At 71.3% G+C, this 17089-nt stretch carries 14 protein-coding genes and 1 pseudogene; 11 read left to right on the plus strand and 4 right to left on the minus strand.

What is annotated here, in order from left to right; translation table 11 throughout:
* Positions 1-467: pseudogene (locus ABT115_RS03620) on the plus strand (hypothetical protein); the annotation flags it as partial.
* Positions 467-1204: a tetratricopeptide repeat protein gene (locus ABT115_RS03625; RefSeq protein ID WP_351783635.1), complete on the plus strand. Its 738-nt coding sequence runs from the start codon at positions 467-469 to the stop codon at positions 1202-1204. The pseudogene ABT115_RS03620 and the gene ABT115_RS03625, both read left to right, overlap by 1 nt.
* Before the next feature lie 58 nt (positions 1205-1262).
* On the opposite strand, the gene ABT115_RS03630 is transcribed toward ABT115_RS03625, so the two are convergent.
* Positions 1263-2546 carry a DUF1015 family protein gene (locus ABT115_RS03630; protein ID WP_351783637.1) on the minus strand — a complete coding sequence of 428 codons (1284 nt, stop codon included), beginning with the start codon at positions 2544-2546 and terminating at the stop codon, positions 1263-1265.
* A 71-nt stretch (positions 2547-2617) separates the two neighbouring features.
* On the opposite strand from ABT115_RS03630, the gene ABT115_RS03635 reads away from it, so the two are divergent.
* Complete coding sequence (locus tag ABT115_RS03635) at positions 2618-3646, plus strand: HAD hydrolase-like protein (protein ID WP_351783639.1); 1029 nt, start codon at positions 2618-2620, stop codon at positions 3644-3646.
* A gap of 115 nt (positions 3647-3761) precedes the next feature.
* On the opposite strand, the gene ABT115_RS03640 is transcribed toward ABT115_RS03635, so the two are convergent.
* Positions 3762-4109 (minus strand): SCP2 sterol-binding domain-containing protein, encoded by a 348-nt coding sequence (locus ABT115_RS03640; RefSeq protein WP_351783641.1) that lies wholly within the window; start codon positions 4107-4109, stop codon positions 3762-3764.
* A gap of 43 nt (positions 4110-4152) precedes the next feature.
* On the opposite strand from ABT115_RS03640, the gene ABT115_RS03645 reads away from it, so the two are divergent.
* The 6 genes from ABT115_RS03645 to ABT115_RS03670 all read left to right on the plus strand — a co-directional run bounded on the left by ABT115_RS03645 (position 4153) and on the right by ABT115_RS03670 (position 10245).
* Entirely contained in the window at positions 4153-4491 is a 339-nt protein-coding gene (locus ABT115_RS03645; protein WP_502969023.1) for a hypothetical protein, read from the plus strand.
* Between the two features lie 7 nt (positions 4492-4498).
* The gene (locus ABT115_RS03650) at positions 4499-5314 is read left to right on the plus strand and encodes a TlyA family RNA methyltransferase (protein ID WP_351783643.1); all 816 of its coding nucleotides are present in this window, start codon (positions 4499-4501) and stop codon (positions 5312-5314) included.
* Positions 5311-6216 (plus strand): NAD kinase, encoded by a 906-nt coding sequence (locus tag ABT115_RS03655; protein ID WP_351783645.1) that lies wholly within the window; start codon positions 5311-5313, stop codon positions 6214-6216. The genes ABT115_RS03650 and ABT115_RS03655 overlap by 4 nt, the downstream gene beginning before the upstream one ends.
* 108 nt (positions 6217-6324) lie before the next feature.
* Positions 6325-8070: a DNA repair protein RecN gene (recN, locus tag ABT115_RS03660; RefSeq protein ID WP_351783647.1), complete on the plus strand. Its 1746-nt coding sequence runs from the start codon at positions 6325-6327 to the stop codon at positions 8068-8070.
* A 143-nt stretch (positions 8071-8213) separates the two neighbouring features.
* Positions 8214-8969, plus strand: coding sequence for a hypothetical protein (locus ABT115_RS03665; RefSeq protein WP_502969027.1), 756 nt, complete (start codon positions 8214-8216; stop codon positions 8967-8969).
* Between the two features lie 178 nt (positions 8970-9147).
* A complete protein-coding gene (locus tag ABT115_RS03670) occupies positions 9148-10245 on the plus strand; it encodes a glycosyltransferase family 4 protein (RefSeq protein WP_351783651.1) in 1098 nt (365 codons plus the stop codon).
* 41 nt (positions 10246-10286) lie between these two features.
* On the opposite strand, the gene ABT115_RS03675 is transcribed toward ABT115_RS03670, so the two are convergent.
* The gene (locus tag ABT115_RS03675) at positions 10287-11912 is read right to left on the minus strand and encodes a PucR family transcriptional regulator (RefSeq protein WP_351783653.1); all 1626 of its coding nucleotides are present in this window, start codon (positions 11910-11912) and stop codon (positions 10287-10289) included.
* A 271-nt stretch (positions 11913-12183) separates the two neighbouring features.
* Here ABT115_RS03675 and ABT115_RS03680 point away from each other — a divergent pair, with 271 nt between their 5' ends.
* Positions 12184-13077 carry a sulfurtransferase gene (locus ABT115_RS03680; protein ID WP_351783655.1) on the plus strand — a complete coding sequence of 298 codons (894 nt, stop codon included), beginning with the start codon at positions 12184-12186 and terminating at the stop codon, positions 13075-13077.
* A gap of 117 nt (positions 13078-13194) precedes the next feature.
* On the opposite strand, the gene ABT115_RS03685 is transcribed toward ABT115_RS03680, so the two are convergent.
* Complete coding sequence (locus ABT115_RS03685) at positions 13195-14997, minus strand: glycoside hydrolase family 15 protein (RefSeq protein WP_351784033.1); 1803 nt, start codon at positions 14995-14997, stop codon at positions 13195-13197.
* Between the two features lie 403 nt (positions 14998-15400).
* Here ABT115_RS03685 and pyrG point away from each other — a divergent pair, with 403 nt between their 5' ends.
* The gene (gene pyrG, locus ABT115_RS03690) at positions 15401-17086 is read left to right on the plus strand and encodes a CTP synthase (protein WP_351784035.1); all 1686 of its coding nucleotides are present in this window, start codon (positions 15401-15403) and stop codon (positions 17084-17086) included.
* Positions 17087-17089: the final 3 nt, after the last annotated feature.

Genomic DNA, 17089 nt, shown 5'->3' on the forward strand with positions numbered 1-17089 from the left:
TGGTGGGTTCCGGCGTGATGACAGCCGTGGTGGTTCCGGTGGTGGGTTCCGGCGGGATGACCGGGACCGGGATCGTGACCGTGGGCCGCGGCGTGATGATGACCGTGGGGGCTACCGTGGGCCGCGGCGTGGTGACGACCGTGGTGGGCGTCCTGTGGGTGGGTTCGAGCGGCGTGATGACCGGCCGCGTGGCCCCCGCCGGGACGACGACAGCCGTGGTGGTGGCGACCGGCGTGACGACAGCCGTGGTGGCGGCTCCGGCGGCGGGTTCCGGCGGGACGACAGCCGCGGCGGTGGTTACCGCGGGCAGCGGGACGATCGTGGTGGCCGGGGTGGTTACCGCGGGCGCGACGACCGTGGTGGGTACGAGCGGCGGGACGACCGGGACCGTGAGCCCATCAAGCGGCTTCCGATTCCTGACGACGTCACCGGTGATGAGATCGACAAGGACGTACGGCAGGAGCTGATGAGCCTGCCGAAGACCCTGGCCGAGGATGTCGCCAGGAACCTCGTCATGGTGGCCCGGCTGATCGACGAGGACCCCGAGCAGGCGTACGCGTACTCGAGGATCGCGTTGCGGCTGGCCTCGCGGGTTGCTGCCGTGCGTGAGGCGGCCGGTTTTGCCGCGTACGCGACGCAAAAGTACTCGGAGGCGCTGGCCGAGTTCCGGGCGGCCAAGCGGATGACCGGTTCCGTGGAGCTGTGGCCCGTCATGGCTGACTGCGAGCGCGGACTCGGGCGGCCCGAGCGGGCGATGGCCATGGCCGGCGAGCCCGAGGTGCAGAAGCTGGACAAGGCCGGTCAGGTCGAGATGCGTCTGGTGGCTGCCGGGGCCCGTAGGGACATGGGGCAGATCGATGCCGCCATCGTCACGCTGCAGAGCTCCGAGCTTGCCTCGAACGCCGTGCACCCGTGGACCTCGCGACTGCGCTATGCGTACGCGGACGCGCTGCTGGCGGCGGGGCGAGAGGACGAGGCGCGTGAGTGGTTCGGGAAGGCGCTGGAGGCCGACAAGGACGGTGCCACCGATGCCTCGGACCGGCTCGCCGAGCTGGACGGTGTCGAGTTCGTCGACGCCCTTGGTGAGGACCAGGACGAGGACGATGCCGCTCAGGAGCCGGCCGCTGCTGCGGATGACGACACGAGCGACGGCAAGGACAGCGACGGCAAGGACAAGGACGAGGACGGTACGTCCGAGTCCTGAGGCATGAGAAGGGGCGGCACTCCGGAAGGGGTGCCGCCCCTTCTTGTTGCCGTGCGGGTCAGTCCAGGGTGAGGCTTCGCAGGACCAGGCCGGTGGCCGGCTTCGGGCCGAAGGAAGTCGACTTGCGGGGCATGGTGACGCCCTGTCGGGCGAGATCCCGGACGACTTCCTCGCGTACCGGATGCATCAGGACCGCCGTGGCGTTGTGACGTTCGGCCTGTTCGACGACGGCCGCGGTGTCGTGTATGTACGCGATGTGTTCCGGGGCGTCGGGGATCTGCCAGACATGGTCGAGCAGAGCCGCGTGCAGGACCGTCGCGTCGAGGGTTTGCCAGGCGGCCGGACGGTCGGCCGGAATCGTACGGGACAGCAGGTCGGCGTCGGGACGGTCGATGAGGTGGAAGCCCCCGTCGCCCGCGAGCAGGAATGCGTTGCCTTCGGCGGCCGCCTCGGCGAGTGCGTCCAGGGCCAGGGGGAGCGGGCCCTCGATGCCACGGACGCGGAAGAGGCCGTTCAGCGCGGCGAGTGCGTCGGCGACCGGGAGGCGGTGCAGCAGCCGGTGGATGGCGCGGACCCGCAGCGGATAGCGGGCCGTGTCGACGAGGAGGACCAGGCCGAAGTCCCAGGGGCCAGGAGCGGTGTGCTCCTGCTGGAGGCGGAGGTAGGTGGCCCAGCGGTGGTGGCCGTCGGCGATCAGGGCCTGGTGGCGGGCGAGATCGGCCACGATCTCGGCCCGGTCGGCCGGGTGAGTGACCGCCCAGAGCCGGTGGCTGTAGCCGTCCTCGGTGGTGGTGGCGAGGAGCGGCGGCCGGTGGATGGTCTGTTCGATGACGGCGGTCGCGCCGGTCGGGTCGCCTGCGCTGCGGTAGGTCAGCAGCAGCGGTTCGAGATGGGCCGCGGTGGTGCGCATCAGGTTGGCCCGGTCCTCGACGACGTGGGCCATCACGTCCTCGTGCGGCAGCACGATGCCGTCGGCGGGGGCGGAGAGCGCCAGCGCCCCGACGATGCCGCGTTGCAGGATCTCGGCGTTGCGCTGCTCGTAGACGTACAGCGCGGGCTCGGGGTCGGGAGCGAGTATGCCTTCGGCCAGCCAGCGGTTCAGGGTGTCGGCGGCCTGTGTGTGGCGGGCCGCGGCCGTGTCGGCCTGCGGCAGGATCAGCCGGACGATGTTGTGCGGATCCGCCGACTCCAGGTGGTGCAGCCCGTCGGGGCGCACGACGACGTCGTACGGCGGTGAGGTCACCGCGGCAAGACTGCCGACCCGCTCGGGGACGTATCGCAGTCCACGAAACGGGATCAGACGCAGTCCCTGGCCGGGGCCAGCCGGACCTGATGTGTTCATTTCTGCATGGTATGTGTGCGGCCGGGATGCGCGATGATCGGAACAGAAGCAGGCATCGAGGAGCGCAAAGAATGAGTCAGGCGAGCAGGACCAGGCCGCGCGGCAGCAGCACCGCGTTGAACGAGGCCTACGACACGGCGCTGCTCGATCTCGATGGGGTGGTGTACGCGGGCGGTCATGCGATCGTCCACGCCGTCGACTCGCTGGGAGCGGCGCGGGACGGCGGGATGCACCTGGCGTATGTGACCAACAATGCCCTGCGGACGCCGGCCGCGGTGGCCGCGCACCTGACCGAGCTCGGGGTTCCGGCCGAGCCCGTCGATGTGATCACCTCGGCGCAGGCGGTGGCCAGGCTGATGGCCGATCAGCTGCCGGCCGGGGCGCGGGTGCTGGTGGTGGGCGGCGAGGGGCTGCGCGTCGCGTTGCGGGAGCGCGGTCTGGTGCCGGTGGAATCGGCGGACGACGAGCCGGTCGCGGTGGCGCAGGGGTACGGCGGGCCTGACATGACGTGGGGGCGGTTCATCGAGGCCTCGTGCGCGATTGCGCGGGGGGTGCCGTGGTTCGCGTCCAACACGGATCTGACGATTCCGAGTGCCAGGGGCATCGCGCCGGGGAACGGTGCGGCGGTGGAGGTCGTACGGATCGCGACCGGGGCCGAGCCGCAGGTCGCCGGGAAGCCGTTGCTGCCGATGCACCGGGAGACTGTGCTGCGGACCGGGGCCGAGCGCCCGCTGGTGGTCGGGGACCGGCTGGACACGGACATCGAGGGCGCGTTCAACGGCGGTGTGGACTCGCTGCTGGTGCTCACCGGGGTGACGGACGCGGCGCAATTGGTGGCCGCCGAGCCGAAGCACCGGCCGGCGTATGTGGACGCGGATCTGCGGGGGCTGCTGACCGGGCAGCCCGAGGTGACGCGGACGGGCGACGGGTTCGGCTGCGGTGGCTGGACGGCGTCGGTGCGCGGTGACGACCTGGTGCTCGAAGGGGAGGGAGACGTACTCGACGGGCTGCGGGCGCTCTGCGGGGCGGCGTGGTCGTACGCCGGAGACGGCTCGTGCGGGCTGGACGCGGGGAAGGTGGTCGCCAGGCTGGGGCTGTGAAACACGACCCCGGCGATTCGAGCTCGAAGCGGGTTGGGCTGACCTGACTTCGTTCTGCTCTGTGTGCCGCCGTCCGGATGGCCGAGCCGCGGGGCGGGTGGGACCCGCCCCGCGGCTACAGCAGCGCCCTGAGTCTCAGCAGATCGCGGAAGCCGGCCTCCAGGCGGACCCGGCCCGCACCCCATGCCCTGGCGAAGTTCAGCTCGCCGTTCACCATGGCCACCAGGTCGTCGCCGGTCATCGCGAGCCGGATCTCCGCCTTCTCCCCGGGCGGGCCGTCGACGGTGTCCAGGACCTGGATCCGGCCATTGGCCAGTCGGCCGGTGAAGGTGATGTCGAGGTCTTTGATGTAGCAGCTCAGCGAGCGGTCGAGGGCAGCCGCGCTGCGCACGTCGCCGTCGGCCCCCGCGAGGTTGTCGGAAAGTTTGTCGAGTGCGCTGCGGCACTCCGCCATGGTCGCCATTGTGACCGACGGTACCGCAGCCCTTCGAGGTAGCGTTTCCCGCATGAGCGACTCGATGCCGGGTCCCGGGACGGCAGCCGGAACAGCACCCGGAGTGAAACCCGTGGACGCGGCGGAAGATCCGTCTGGCAAGGGCGGGGTTCCGGCCGCCGCAACCTCTCATGGTCCCGCCGCACCCGCGCCCCTCGGCGTCGAGCGTACCCCCACCGGCAACGCCGAGGTCGACACGCTGCTGGAGCGTCTCGCCGATGCGGACCACCTCCCGGCGGACGGGCATATCGAGGTGTACGAGGATGTACACGGCGGGCTGTGCGATGCGCTGACCGCGCTGGACGCCAGGCCCGCACCCGGACCTATGCCCTCGTACAACAACAGGAGCTGAACCGAACGTGGCAGGAGTGGCACGTCGCCGCCTCGACGCCGAGCTGGTACGCCGTAAGCTCGCCCGCTCACGCGAGCATGCGAGCCAGCTGATCGCCGCAGGGCGGGTGACCGTCGGCGGAAACACCGCGACCAAACCCGCCACCCAGGTCGAGACCAGCGCCGCGGTCGTCGTGATCAAGGACGACAGCGACCCCGAGTACGTCTCGCGCGGCGGGCACAAGCTCGCCGGCGCCCTTGCCGCCTTCGTACCCCTCGGGCTGAAGGTCGAGGGGCGGCGGGCGCTGGACGCCGGGGCATCGACCGGTGGCTTCACCGACGTACTGCTGCGGGCCGGCGCCGGTCATGTCGTCGCCGTCGACGTCGGCTACGGGCAGCTCGCCTGGTCGCTCCGGTCCGATGAGCGCGTCACCGTCAAGGACCGCACCAACGTACGCGAGCTGACGCTGGAAGCCATTGACGGGAAGCGGGCGGACCTGGTCGTCGGCGATCTGTCGTTCATCCCGCTGGGGTTGGTCCTGCCCGCCCTGGCGCGCTGCGCCGCCCCGGACGCGGACCTGGTCCTCATGGTCAAGCCGCAGTTCGAGGTCGGCAAGGAGCGGCTCGGCAGCGGCGGCGTGGTGCGTAGCCCCGAGCTGCGGGCCGAAGCGGTACGGGAGGTGGCGCGCCGGGCCTGGGCGCTGGGCCTCGGAGTGCAGGGGGTGACGGCGAGTCCGCTACCGGGGCCCTCGGGAAATGTCGAGTACTTTCTGTGGCTGCGGGCCGGAGCACCTGAGCCGGATCCCGCAGATGTCGACCGTGCAGTGGCGGAGGGGCCTCGTTGACGACGAATGCGGCACGAACTGTCTTTCTTTTGGCACACACCGGCCGCCCGGCCGCGATCCGCAGCGCCGAGCTGGTCGTACAGGGACTGCTGCGCAGCGGCCTGGGGGTACGGGTGCTGGCCACCGAGGCGGCCGATCTGCCGCTGCCGCCGTCCGTCGAGACGTTCACGGACACCACGCCCAAGGCCGTGGACGGCTGTGAGCTGCTGATCGTGCTCGGCGGCGACGGGACGCTGCTGCGCGGCGCCGAACTCTCCCGCGCCTCCGGGGTGCCGATGCTCGGTGTCAACCTCGGCCGGGTCGGCTTCCTCGCCGAGGCCGAGCGGGACGACCTGGACAAGGTCGTCGACCGGGTCGTCACGCGGGCGTACCAGGTCGAGGAACGGATGACGCTCGACGTCGTCGTGCACAGCAACGGCGACATCGTCCACACCGACTGGGCGCTCAACGAAGCGGCAGTGCAGAAGGTGTCGCCCGAGCGCATGCTGGAGGTCGTCCTGGAGATCGACGGCCGGCCGGTGACCGGGTTCGGCTGCGACGGGATCGTCTGCGCGACGCCGACCGGATCGACCGCCTACGCCTTCTCGGCGGGCGGACCCGTAGTCTGGCCCGAGGTCGAGGCGCTGCTGATGGTGCCGATCAGCGCCCATGCGCTGTTCGCCAAACCGCTGGTGACCTCGCCGACCTCGGTGCTGGCCGTCGAGGTCCAGCAGCACACCCCGCACGGGGTGCTGTGGTGCGACGGGCGCAGGACCGTGGAGCTGCCCGCGGGTGCGCGGGTCGAGGTGCGGCGTGGTGCGGTGCCCGTACGGCTTGCGCGGCTGCACCACGCCTCGTTCACGGACCGGCTGGTGGCGAAGTTCGCGCTGCCCGTCTCGGGCTGGCGGGGCGCGCCGCACTGACCGGCGGACGTCGCCCCGGAGACGCTGCGAATGCTCCAGGAGCACACGGGAGAGTGAACCCCGGGCGGCGGGGCCCGTCGCACACCCGGGCCCGGACCTCGTAAGGTCATGTCCGTGTTGGAGGAGATGCGGATACGGTCGCTCGGAGTCATCGATGACGCGGTGGTCGAGCTGTCACCCGGTTTCACCGCGGTGACGGGTGAGACCGGCGCGGGCAAGACCATGGTCGTCACCAGCCTGGGGCTGTTGCTCGGCGGGCGTGCCGACCCCGCCCTGGTACGGATCGGCGCCAAGGCCGCGGTCGTCGAGGGGCGGATCACGGTGTCCGACGGCGACTTTGTGGCCCTGCGGGCCGAGGAGGCCGGGGCCGAATTCGACGACGGCGCGCTGTTGATCAGCCGTACCGTCTCCGCCGAGGGGCGTTCCCGGGCGCATCTCGGCGGCAGATCCGTGCCGGTGGGGGTGCTCGCCGAACTCGCCGACGAACTCGTCGCCGTGCACGGCCAGACCGACCAGCAGGGGCTGCTCAAGCCCGCGCGGCAGCGGCAGGCCCTCGACCGTTACGCGGGCGACGGTGTCGCCGTGCCGCACGCCGAGTACGCGGCGGCCTACCGGCGGCTGCGGGCCGTCGTCACGGAGCTCGACGAGCTGACGACGCGCGCTCGCGAACGCGCTCAGGAAGCGGATCTGCTGCGCTTCGGGCTGGGCGAGATCGCCGGGGTCGAACCCCTGGCGGGTGAGGACGGCGACCTGGCCGCAGAGGCCGAGCGGCTCGGCCACGCCGAAGCGCTCGCTTCCGCGGCGGCCCTCGCGCACACCGCGCTCGCGGGCAACCCTGAGGACCCGGAGGGCGTCGACGCGACGACCGTGGTCGCGGCCGCCGGACGGTCCCTGGACGCGGTACGGGCCCATGATCCGGCGCTGGCAGTGCTCGCCGACCGGATCGGTGAGATCTCGATCCTGCTCGCCGATGTGGCGGGCGAGCTGGCCGGGTACGCCGACCAGCTGGACGCCGATCCACTGCGGCTTGCCGCGGTGGAGGAGCGGCGGGCCGCGCTCACCGGACTCACCCGTAAGTACGGCGAGGACATCACCGCCGTGCTTGCCTGGGCCGAGGAAGGGGCCGCCCGGCTGACCGAGCTGGAGGGCGACGACGACCGCATCGGCGAGCTGACCGCGGAGCGCGACGCGCTGCGTGCCGAACTCTCCGTCCTCGGGCAGGCGTTGACCGATGCACGTACGGGAGCGGCGGAGCGCTTCGCCGAGGCGGTGACCGCGGAGCTGGCATCCCTCGCCATGCCGCATGCCCGGGTCTCCTTCGACATCCGGCAGACCGAGGCGGCCGACGAAGCATCCGGCATCGAGATCGGCGGGCGGAGCGTGGTATACGGGCCGTCCGGCGCCGACGAGGTCGAGCTTCTGCTGGCCCCGCACCCGGGCGCCCAGCCGCGGCCGATCGCCAAGGGTGCGTCGGGCGGTGAGCTGTCCCGGGTGATGCTCGCCGTCGAGGTGGTGTTCGCCGGCTCCGATCCGGTACCCACGTACCTCTTCGACGAGGTGGACGCGGGCGTTGGCGGCAAGGCGGCCGTCGAGGTCGGGCGGCGGCTCGCGAAGCTCGCCAGGTCCGCGCAGGTGGTCGTCGTCACGCACCTGCCGCAGGTGGCGGCCTTCGCCGACCGGCAGTTGCTGGTCGAGAAGACGGTCGACGGGTCGGTGACCAGCAGCGGGGTCACGGTCCTGGAGGGCGAGGACCGGGTACGGGAGCTGTCCAGGATGCTCGCGGGACAGGAGGATTCGCAGACGGCGCGGGCTCATGCGGAGGAGTTGCTGGCCGCGGCGCGGGTGGATGCGTAGCCGGGGCTGGGCGGCCGCCGGGCGCGTGTTCCCGCTCAGTTTCCGGACGGGTTCGTCATTCAAGTCCGCCCGGCGATTCGCGGACGCAGTGGCCGCCGGACGGTCCCGGCGGAGCGCTGCGTAGCCTGGCCCGCATGGGAGCAATGTTCAGCAAAGCCGCAGTGTCCGGTGCTGTCGCCGCCGCCGTCGCGGGGGGTGTGTACCGGGCGCTGCGGACCCGGCCGCGCAGGCGCTGGCAGCGCACCAACTACGCGGGCCGTACGGTCGATCTGTACGCGGGACCGGCCGTCGCCCTCGGCGCCGCAGCCGGAACCGCCGTCCTCCCACTGCCTGCGCGTACCCGGTACGCCGCCGTGCTCGCCGTACTCGCGGCCGGCGGCTGCGGTGCGTACGACGACCTCGTCGGTGCGGACGATCCGCGTCGCGGGTTCCGTGCCCACCTGGGTGCGCTGCGGGACGGCGAGGTGACCAGTGGCGCGGTGAAGCTCTTCGGGATCGGGGCTGCCGGGCTGGCGGCCGGTGCGCTGCTCAGGGAGCTGCCCGTCGACCGGGTTCTCGCCGGCGTCGTGATCGCCGGAAGCGCGCACCTCGTCAATCTCATGGATGTACGGCCCGTCGTGGCCGCCGCCACCGTGCTCGCCCTCGGGGCCCCGGGCCTGTCGGCGGGCGCACTCACCGCCGCGCCGATGGGAGCCGTGGCAGCCCTCGTCGCCGACGACCTGGGGGAGCGCACCATGATCGGGGACACCGGGGCCCACGCCCTGGGCGCCGCACTCGGTGTCGCCATCGTCGCGGGCCGCGGCCGGGCCGGGCTCGTCGCCCATGCGGCGGGGCTTGTCGCGGCGACGGTGTACGGGGACCGGGTCAGCCGACTCGCCCACATGCTGTCGGACCGCTGACAGGGTGCACGGGTGCGGCAACATCGCGCCGCCTTCTCACCCGTGCGAGTGGTACGCCATGGCCGGTTGCTGTCGTACGCGGCGGGACAGTGGCTCGACTGTGCCGGAACGTGCGTACGGACTGGCATCCTTGACGGTGCCATCACCGCCCACTCGGGAGCCCCGGGAGCCATTCAACGTGTCACAGCTGCGTACGGTCCAAGTCCTGGGCGGCGGCAGCGCGGGCAGCAGCGCCCACGTCAGCTCACTGACTGCAGGGCTGGTGGCGAGAGGCGTGCACGTCACCGTCTGTGCCCCGGCCGAACTGGACCGGGCCTACGACTTCTCCGGTGCGGGTGCCCGGTTCGCCCCCGTACCGCGGCGCAGTGATCCTGCCGCCGTCGCCGCGCTGCGTACCGCCTGCCTGACGGCGGACGTGGTCCACGCGCACGGTCTGCACGCCGCCGTGCGCGCCGCTCTTGCGCTCGGCGGCCGGCGTATCCCGCTGGTCGTCACCTGGCATGCTCACGCCCACGCCAAGGGCGCCCGTAGCAGGCTGCTTCATCTGATGGAGAGAAGGGCCGCCCGTGCGGCGGCAGTTGTGCTCGGTACGACATCGGACCTGGTCGACCGGGCGCGGCGCCGAGGAGCGCGCGATGCCCGGCTCTCGCCGGTCTCCGCCCCCGTACCGCGCGTGCCCGCCGACATTCACGAAGGCAAGGCGCGGGCCGAACTCGGTGTGGTGGAACGCCCGTTAATCGTCTCGTACGGAAGCCTCGTGCCGCATCACGGGTACGACATGCTGCTCGACGCCGCACGGGTATGGCGCGAACTCGACCCCGTACCTCTGCTGATCATCGTGGGGGAGGGGCGGGAGCGGGCCGCTCTGCAGCGCCGGATCAGGGACGAGGAGCTGCCCGTCCGGCTCATCGGCAGCCGCGACGACATCGCGGAACTGCTCGCCGCCGCCGATCTGGCCGTGCTGTCCAGCCGGTGGGAGGCACGCTCGGTGCTGGCCCAGGGGGCGCTGCGGCTCGGTGTTCCGCTGGTCGCCACCGCGGTCGGAGGGGTGCCCGAACTCGTGGGGGACGGGGCGGAGCTCGTACCGTACGGGAACGCGGAGGCACTCGCGCGGGTGGTGTGCAGGCTGCTCGGCAATCCGGAACGGCGCGCGGAGCTGGTGGCCGCGGGGCATGCACAGGCCGCGAGTTGGCCGACGGAGGACGACACGATCGCTCAAGTTCTCAGCATCTACGACGAGTTGACGAAACCCTTGGCGGTGGCGCGGACGCGGTGAGCGCCGCTCCTCGTCGACCGGCACTGGTGCCGGTCGCGGCACTAGGACGTGTGGCGGCGGGCCCGGAGGGCCAGGCTCAGGGCCAGGACCGCCTGGGGGTCGTCCAGGTCGGTGCCGAGCAGTTCGCCGATGCGGGCCAGCCGATTGTACAGCGTCTGACGGTTCAGATGCAGTTCGCGTGCCGTCTCCGCCTTGCGGCCCGCGTGGGCCAGATACGTCTCCAGCGTCGGCAGCAGCGGAGGGCGCGAGGTGCGGTCGTGATCGCGCAGCGGACCGATCGCCCGGTCCACGAACGCCGCAAGATCCGGATGGTCCCGCAGCCGCCACAGCAGCAGGTCGATGTCCAGGCGCCGGGCGTCGTACCAGGGCCGGTCGCTGAGACCGTGCGCGGCCGTCGCCGTCTCCGCGGCGTGCCGCAGCCCCGCCCCGGCCGCCGCCCAGCCGCCCGCCACGCCCACCACCACGACCGGGGGATGCGATCCGGCACGCTCCAGACCGGCCCGCTCCACACCCGCCCGCAGCGCCGCCGCGACCCGGTCCGCGACCGCTGTGCGCTCCGTCTCGGACCGCAGCCCCAGCAGCACCGGAACCCGGCCCTCCACGGGCCGCACACCGAGCAGCACCGGCACACCAACCGACGAGAGCTCCTCCAGCACCGCCCGTGCCAGCAGCGCCCAGTTCCCCGACCCGGACAGCTCGGGGGCCAGCCGCATGACCACCGGCAGCAGCGGTATCCCACCCGGCTTGAAGCCCAGTACGCGGGCCTGCGTCGGCGCGTTCTCCGGCGAGATCCGGCCCTCGGCGAGATCCGTCAGGAAGTCGCCCCGGCCGCGCGCGGCGAGCTCCTCCTCCTGGCGGGCCTGCATCAGCACGACGGCGAGAATGTCCGCCGCCCGTTCCGCCGCCATCCGGTGCACCGTCATCAGCGGCCCGGCCACGGCCAGCAGCACCAGCCTGGCCCGTACCGAACCGGTTCCAGGTCCGCCACCCGGCACATCCACCAGCACCGAACCGGTGGGTGGAGTCTCACGGGCCGCGCGGTCGCCGCGCATCCCGTCCCACACCTGGAGCGGATCGACGGACACCTGGCCGGACCCGGGGCCCGCCGCGTACAGCAGCTGGCCGTCCGCCGTCTCCAGGAAGACCGGGTTGGCCGTGAAGTCCGCCAGGATGCCCAGCACCTGCGGCACACCACCGCCGCCGAGCAGCGCCTCCGTACACCGCCGGAGCACATCCTCGGCCTGCCGCAGCAGCGCGTAGTGACCGTTGACGATCTCGGTGTGGATCTCCTCGGTCACCGTCACGAACGGCACCTCGCGGTGCAGTTGCACCAGCGGCAGGCCGGCCGCTCGGGCGGCGTCCACGATCGACGCGGGCAGCCTGCTGAAGCGCGGTCCGAGCTCCACCACCAGGGCGGCGATCTGACGGTCGGCGAGCTTGCGGACGAAGGCGCGCTGCTCGGCGGGGCGGGTGCCCAGCCCCAGACCCGTGGTGAGCAGCAGCTCACCACCCTTGAGCAGCGAAGCGATGTTCGGGACCTCGCCCGCGTGCACCCAGCGCACCGTACGGTTCAGCCGGTCCGCGCCGGCCACCACCTCCGGGAGCCCGCTGCGCAGCCCCGGCAGCTCAAGGGCTCGCTGCACGGTGATTCCGCCTTGGCTCTCCACTGGCTCTGGCCTCGCGCTTCCACTCGGGTCGGGCGGCAGTCGCCCTGATCAGGAAGGTACCGGCCCCGGGCGCCGGAGGCTTCGTCGGGGAGCCGTCGGGGAGCCGTCGGGGGAGTCCGCCGACCGGGGCCGTGGCGTTGATCAGCCACTTATCACGTGGCCGGGGTGATGGAGCCGCTGTTGACACCGGTCGAGCGCCGCTGCGATCTTGTGACCGCCGCGCGGTTCGGGCCGAGTGGTACTCATACCCGGATCTGGACCTGGAGCAGACATGGGCGACGACGCATCGGCGTACGCAAGCCGGGAAAACCTTGCAGGCCCCCTTCCCGGCCCGCTGGTCGGGGCCGACTGGCTCGCGGCGCGGCTGGGCGAGCGCGGGCTGGTGGTCCTCGACGCCTCGGTGGGGGCGCACCGGGGCTCCGAGCAACGGATTCCGGGAGCGCGGTCCTTCGACATCGACGGGGCACTGTCCGACCACTCCGGACCACTGCCCCACACGCTGCCCGACGCCGACCGGTTCACCGAGGAGCTGCGCTCCCTCGGCATCGACGACACCGACACCGTCGTCGTCTATGACGGCGCGGGCATCTACTCCAGCGCGCGCGCCTGGTGGATGCTGCGCGCGATGGGCTTCGACCGGGCCGCGGTGCTCGACGGTGGCCTGCCCGCCTGGACCGGCGCCGGACTGCCGCTGGAGAATGCCGGGCCCGCGCCCGTCGTGGCGCGCGGCGACTTCACGGCTCGGCCGAGAGCGGGACTGGTCGTCGGCAGCGACGAGGTGGTGGCGGCCCTGGCCGACCCCGCCGCGGTCGTATTCGACGCCCGATCCAGGGAACGGTTCTCCGGCGCGGTCGCCGAGCCACGACCAGGGCTGCGCCCCGGCCATATGCCGGGTGCGGTCAATCTGCCCTTCGGTGAGATCCAGCGTGACGGCCGGATGCTCCCGGCGGTGGAGCTGCGCGCCGTATTCGCCGCCCTCGCCGGGGAGCGGGAGCGGCTGTTCTTCAGCTGCGGATCGGGCGTCACCGCCTGCGTGCTGACGCTGGGGGCCGAGCTGGCTGGGTACCGCGAGCTGGCCGTGTACGACGGGTCCTGGAGCGAGTGGGGGCTGCCTTCAAAGCTGCCCGTCGTGACCGGAGCGGACAGCGGGGGGCCACTGCGATGACACCTCTTGCCGCACTCGCCGGTCAGGGCCTGTCCGGCGGAGGAGCGGGCCCCGCATAGTCAGTGCGGCTTACCCAGGCGAAGAGCCCGCATACGCCACGCCCGCCCCTCCCCGAGGTCAGCCGACGTACGCCCCGCTCGCCGTCAGGCGTAGTGCCGTGTCGATCAGCGGCACATGGCTGAACGCCTGGGGGAAGTTCCCCACCTGGCGCTGCAGCCGGGGGTCCCACTCCTCCGCGAGCAGGCCCAGATCGTTGCGCAGGGACAGCAGCCGCTCGAAGAGCTGGCGTGCCTCGTCGACCCGGCCGATCATCGCCAGGTCGTCCGCCAGCCAGAACGAGCAGGCCAGGAATGCGCCCTCGTCGCCCTCCAGACCGTCGATGCCCGCGTCCTCACCCCTGGTGGGGTAGCGCAGCACGAAACCGTCCTCCGTGGACAGCTCGCGCTGGATCGCCTCGATCGTGCCGATCACGCGCTTGTCGTCGGGCGGCAGGAATCCCATCTGGGGGATCAGCAGGAGGGAGGCGTCCAGCTCCTTCGATCCGTAGGACTGGGTGAAGGTGTTGCGTTCCTTGTCGTAGCCCCGTTCGCAGACATCGTGATGGATGTCGTCACGCAGTTCCCGCAGCCGCTCCAGCGGCCCTTCCGCGTCCCCGGATTCGATCAGCTTGATGGTGCGGTCGACGGCGACCCAGGCCATCACCTTCGAGTGGACGAAGTGGCGGCGTGGGCCGCGCACCTCCCAGATGCCCTCGTCCGGCTCGTCCCAGTGCTTCTCCAGGTAACCGATCAGCTTGAGCTGGAGGCCTGTCGCGTAGTCGTTGCGGGTCAGGCCCGTCATGTGGGCGAGGTGCAGTGCCTCAATGACCTCGCCGTACACATCCAGCTGGAGCTGGCCCGCCGCGCCGTTGCCGACCCGGACCGGGCCCGAGTTCTCGTAACCGGGCAGCCAGTCCAGCTCGGCCTCGCCCAGCTCGCGCTCGCCCGCGATGCCGTACATGATCTGCAGGTTCTCCGGGTCGCCGGCAACGGCCCGCAGCAGCCACTCGCGCCAGGCGCGGGCCTCCTCGCGGTAGCCGGTACGCAGCAGGGAGGAGAGGGTGATCGCGGCGTCGCGGAGCCAGGTGTAGCGGTAGTCCCAGTTCCGGGAACCGCCGATGTCCTCGGGCAGGGACGTCGTCGGGGCGGCGACGATGCCGCCGGTCGGCGCGTACGTCAGTGCCTTGAGGGTGATCAGGGAGCGGACCACGGCCTCGCGGTAGGGCCCGTGGTACGTGCACTGCTCGACCCATTCACGCCAGAAGTCCGCGGTCGCGTCCAGCGAACTCTCCGGGTCCGGAAGACCGGGCGGCTCGTGGTGCGAAGGCTGCCAGCTGATCGTGAACGCGATCCGGTCCCCGGGCGCGACCGTGAAATCGGAGTACGTCGTCAGGTTCTCGCCGAAGGTGTCGGCGGGGGTGTCCAGCCAGACGGAGTCCGGGCCGGCGACGGCGACCGTACGGCCGTCGACCTTGTGCACCCATGGTGTGACCCGCCCGTAGCTGAACCGCATCCGCAGCTCGGAGCGCATCGCCACCCGCCCGCTGATCCCCTCCACGATCCGGATCACTTGCGGCGCACCGTCACGCGGCGGCATGAAATCGGTCACTCTGACCGTTCCGCGCGGTGTGTCCCATTCCGATTCCAGGATGAGGGAATCCCCGCGGTAGCGGCGGCGGTCCGCGGACGGCGGCTTGGCCCCGTCCTCCCGTGCCGGTGCCAGGCGCCAGAAGCCGTGCTCCTCGGTACCCAGCAGTCCCGCAAAAATAGCGTGTGAATCGAAGCGGGGAAGGCACAGCCAGTCCACTGTGCCGTCCCGGCAGACCAGGGCAGCGGTCTGCATGTCTCCGATGAGTGCGTAATCCTCGATGCGCCCGGCCACGTGCATCTCCAGTCGAACGGCCATGTCACCCCGTAGGGCATTACTGCGGGTCAAGAGGTCGTCGCAAGGGGTCGTTGTGGGGGACCTGCGAGCTCGGTACCTCGCCCGGAGCGAGTGTCCGAGCAGGATACGACGCACCCGCATGATGTGCGCGACTGTCTCAGCAACGCACCTGCGCCGAACGGGTGGGCGGGAGGGGCTCGCGGTGATCAGGCGCGATGAGCGAGCGGGGTGTGGCCGGAGCAGGCTCTCTTAGGCGCTGATACCCTGGTAGCCCGTGGACCGGTGGTCGTCCGCAACAGCAGACGAGGCCCCCGAACCGCAGCGACGGCACCTCCGGAATCTCCGGATGGCAACGCCGGTACGCACCTCACGATCGCGACCACGGGAGCCCCCTTTGGCTATGCAGCCCACGTCCACGACGACCAAGCACATCTTCGTCACCGGGGGTGTCGCCTCTTCCCTCGGCAAGGGTCTGACTGCCTCCAGCCTCGGTGCCCTGCTCAAGGCGCGCGGCCTTCGTGTCACCATGCAGAAGCTCGACCCGTATCTGAACGTCGACCCGGGCACGATGAACCCCTTCCAGCACGGTGAGGTGTTCGTCACCAACGACGGCGCCGAGACCGACCTGGACATCGGCCACTACGAGCGTTTCCTCGACGTCGACCTCGACGGCTCCGCCAACGTCACCACCGGCCAGGTCTACTCGCAGGTGATCGCCAAGGAGCGGCGCGGCGAGTACCTCGGTGACACCGTGCAGGTCATCCCGCACATCACCAACGAGATCAAGCACCGCATCCGCCGCATGGCGACCGACGACGTCGACGTCGTCATCACCGAGGTCGGCGGCACGGTCGGTGACATCGAGTCGCTGCCGTTCCTGGAGACCGTCCGCCAGGTACGCCACGAGGTCGGCCGGGACAACGTCTTCGTCGTGCACATCTCGCTGCTGCCCTACATCGGCCCGTCCGGCGAGCTGAAGACCAAGCCGACCCAGCACTCCGTCGCCGCGCTGCGCAACATCGGCATCCAGCCCGACGCCATCGTGCTGCGCGCCGACCGTGACGTACCGACCGCGATCAAGCGCAAGATCTCGCTGATGTGCGACGTCGACGAGGCCGCTGTGGTGGCCTGCGTGGACGCCAAGTCGATCTACGACATCCCGAAGGTGCTGCACGGCGAGGGCCTGGACGCCTATGTCGTGCGCAAGCTCGACCTGCCGTTCCGCGACGTCGACTGGACCACGTGGGACGACCTGCTGGACCGCGTCCACAACCCCGACCACGAGGTCGTCGTCGCGCTTGTCGGCAAGTACATCGACCTGCCCGACGCCTATCTCTCGGTCACCGAGGCCATCCGGGCCGGCGGCTTCGCGAACAAGGCCCGGGTCAAGGTCAAGTGGGTCGCCTCCGACGACTGCAAGACCCCGGTCGGCGCCGCCAAGCAGCTCTCCGACGTCGACGCGATCTGCGTCCCCGGCGGCTTCGGCGACCGCGGTGTCAACGGCAAGATCGGCGCCATCCAGTACGCCCGCGAGAACAAGGTGCCACTGCTCGGCCTCTGCCTCGGCCTGCAGTGCATCGTGATCGAGGCGGCGCGCAACCTGGCCGAGATCCCCGACGCCAACTCCACCGAGTTCGACGCCGCCACCTCGCACCCCGTCATCTCGACGATGGAGGAGCAGCTGGCGTACGTCGAGGGCGCGGGCGACCTGGGCGGCACCATGCGGCTCGGCCTGTACCCGGCGAAGCTGGCCGAGGGCTCGCTGGTCCGTGAGGCGTACGACGACCAGCCGTACGTGGAGGAGCGTCACCGCCACCGCTACGAGGTCAACAACGCCTACCGTGCCGAGTTGGAGAAGAAGGCCGGTCTGGTGTTCTCCGGCACCTCCCCGGACAACAAGCTCGTCGAGTACGTCGAGTACCCGCGCGAGATCCACCCCTATCTGGTCGCCACCCAGGCGCACCCGGAACTCCGCTCCCGCCCGACCCGCCCGCACCCGCTCTTCGCGGGCCTGGTGAAGGCGGCCGTGGAGCGCAGGACGGGCGCGGGTGCCGGTGGCAAGCAGGGTGCCAAGTCGGGCAAGTAGTCC

The sequence above is a fragment of the Streptomyces sp. NPDC001832 genome, from assembly GCF_040297265.1.
Classification (GTDB): domain Bacteria; phylum Actinomycetota; class Actinomycetes; order Streptomycetales; family Streptomycetaceae; genus Streptomyces.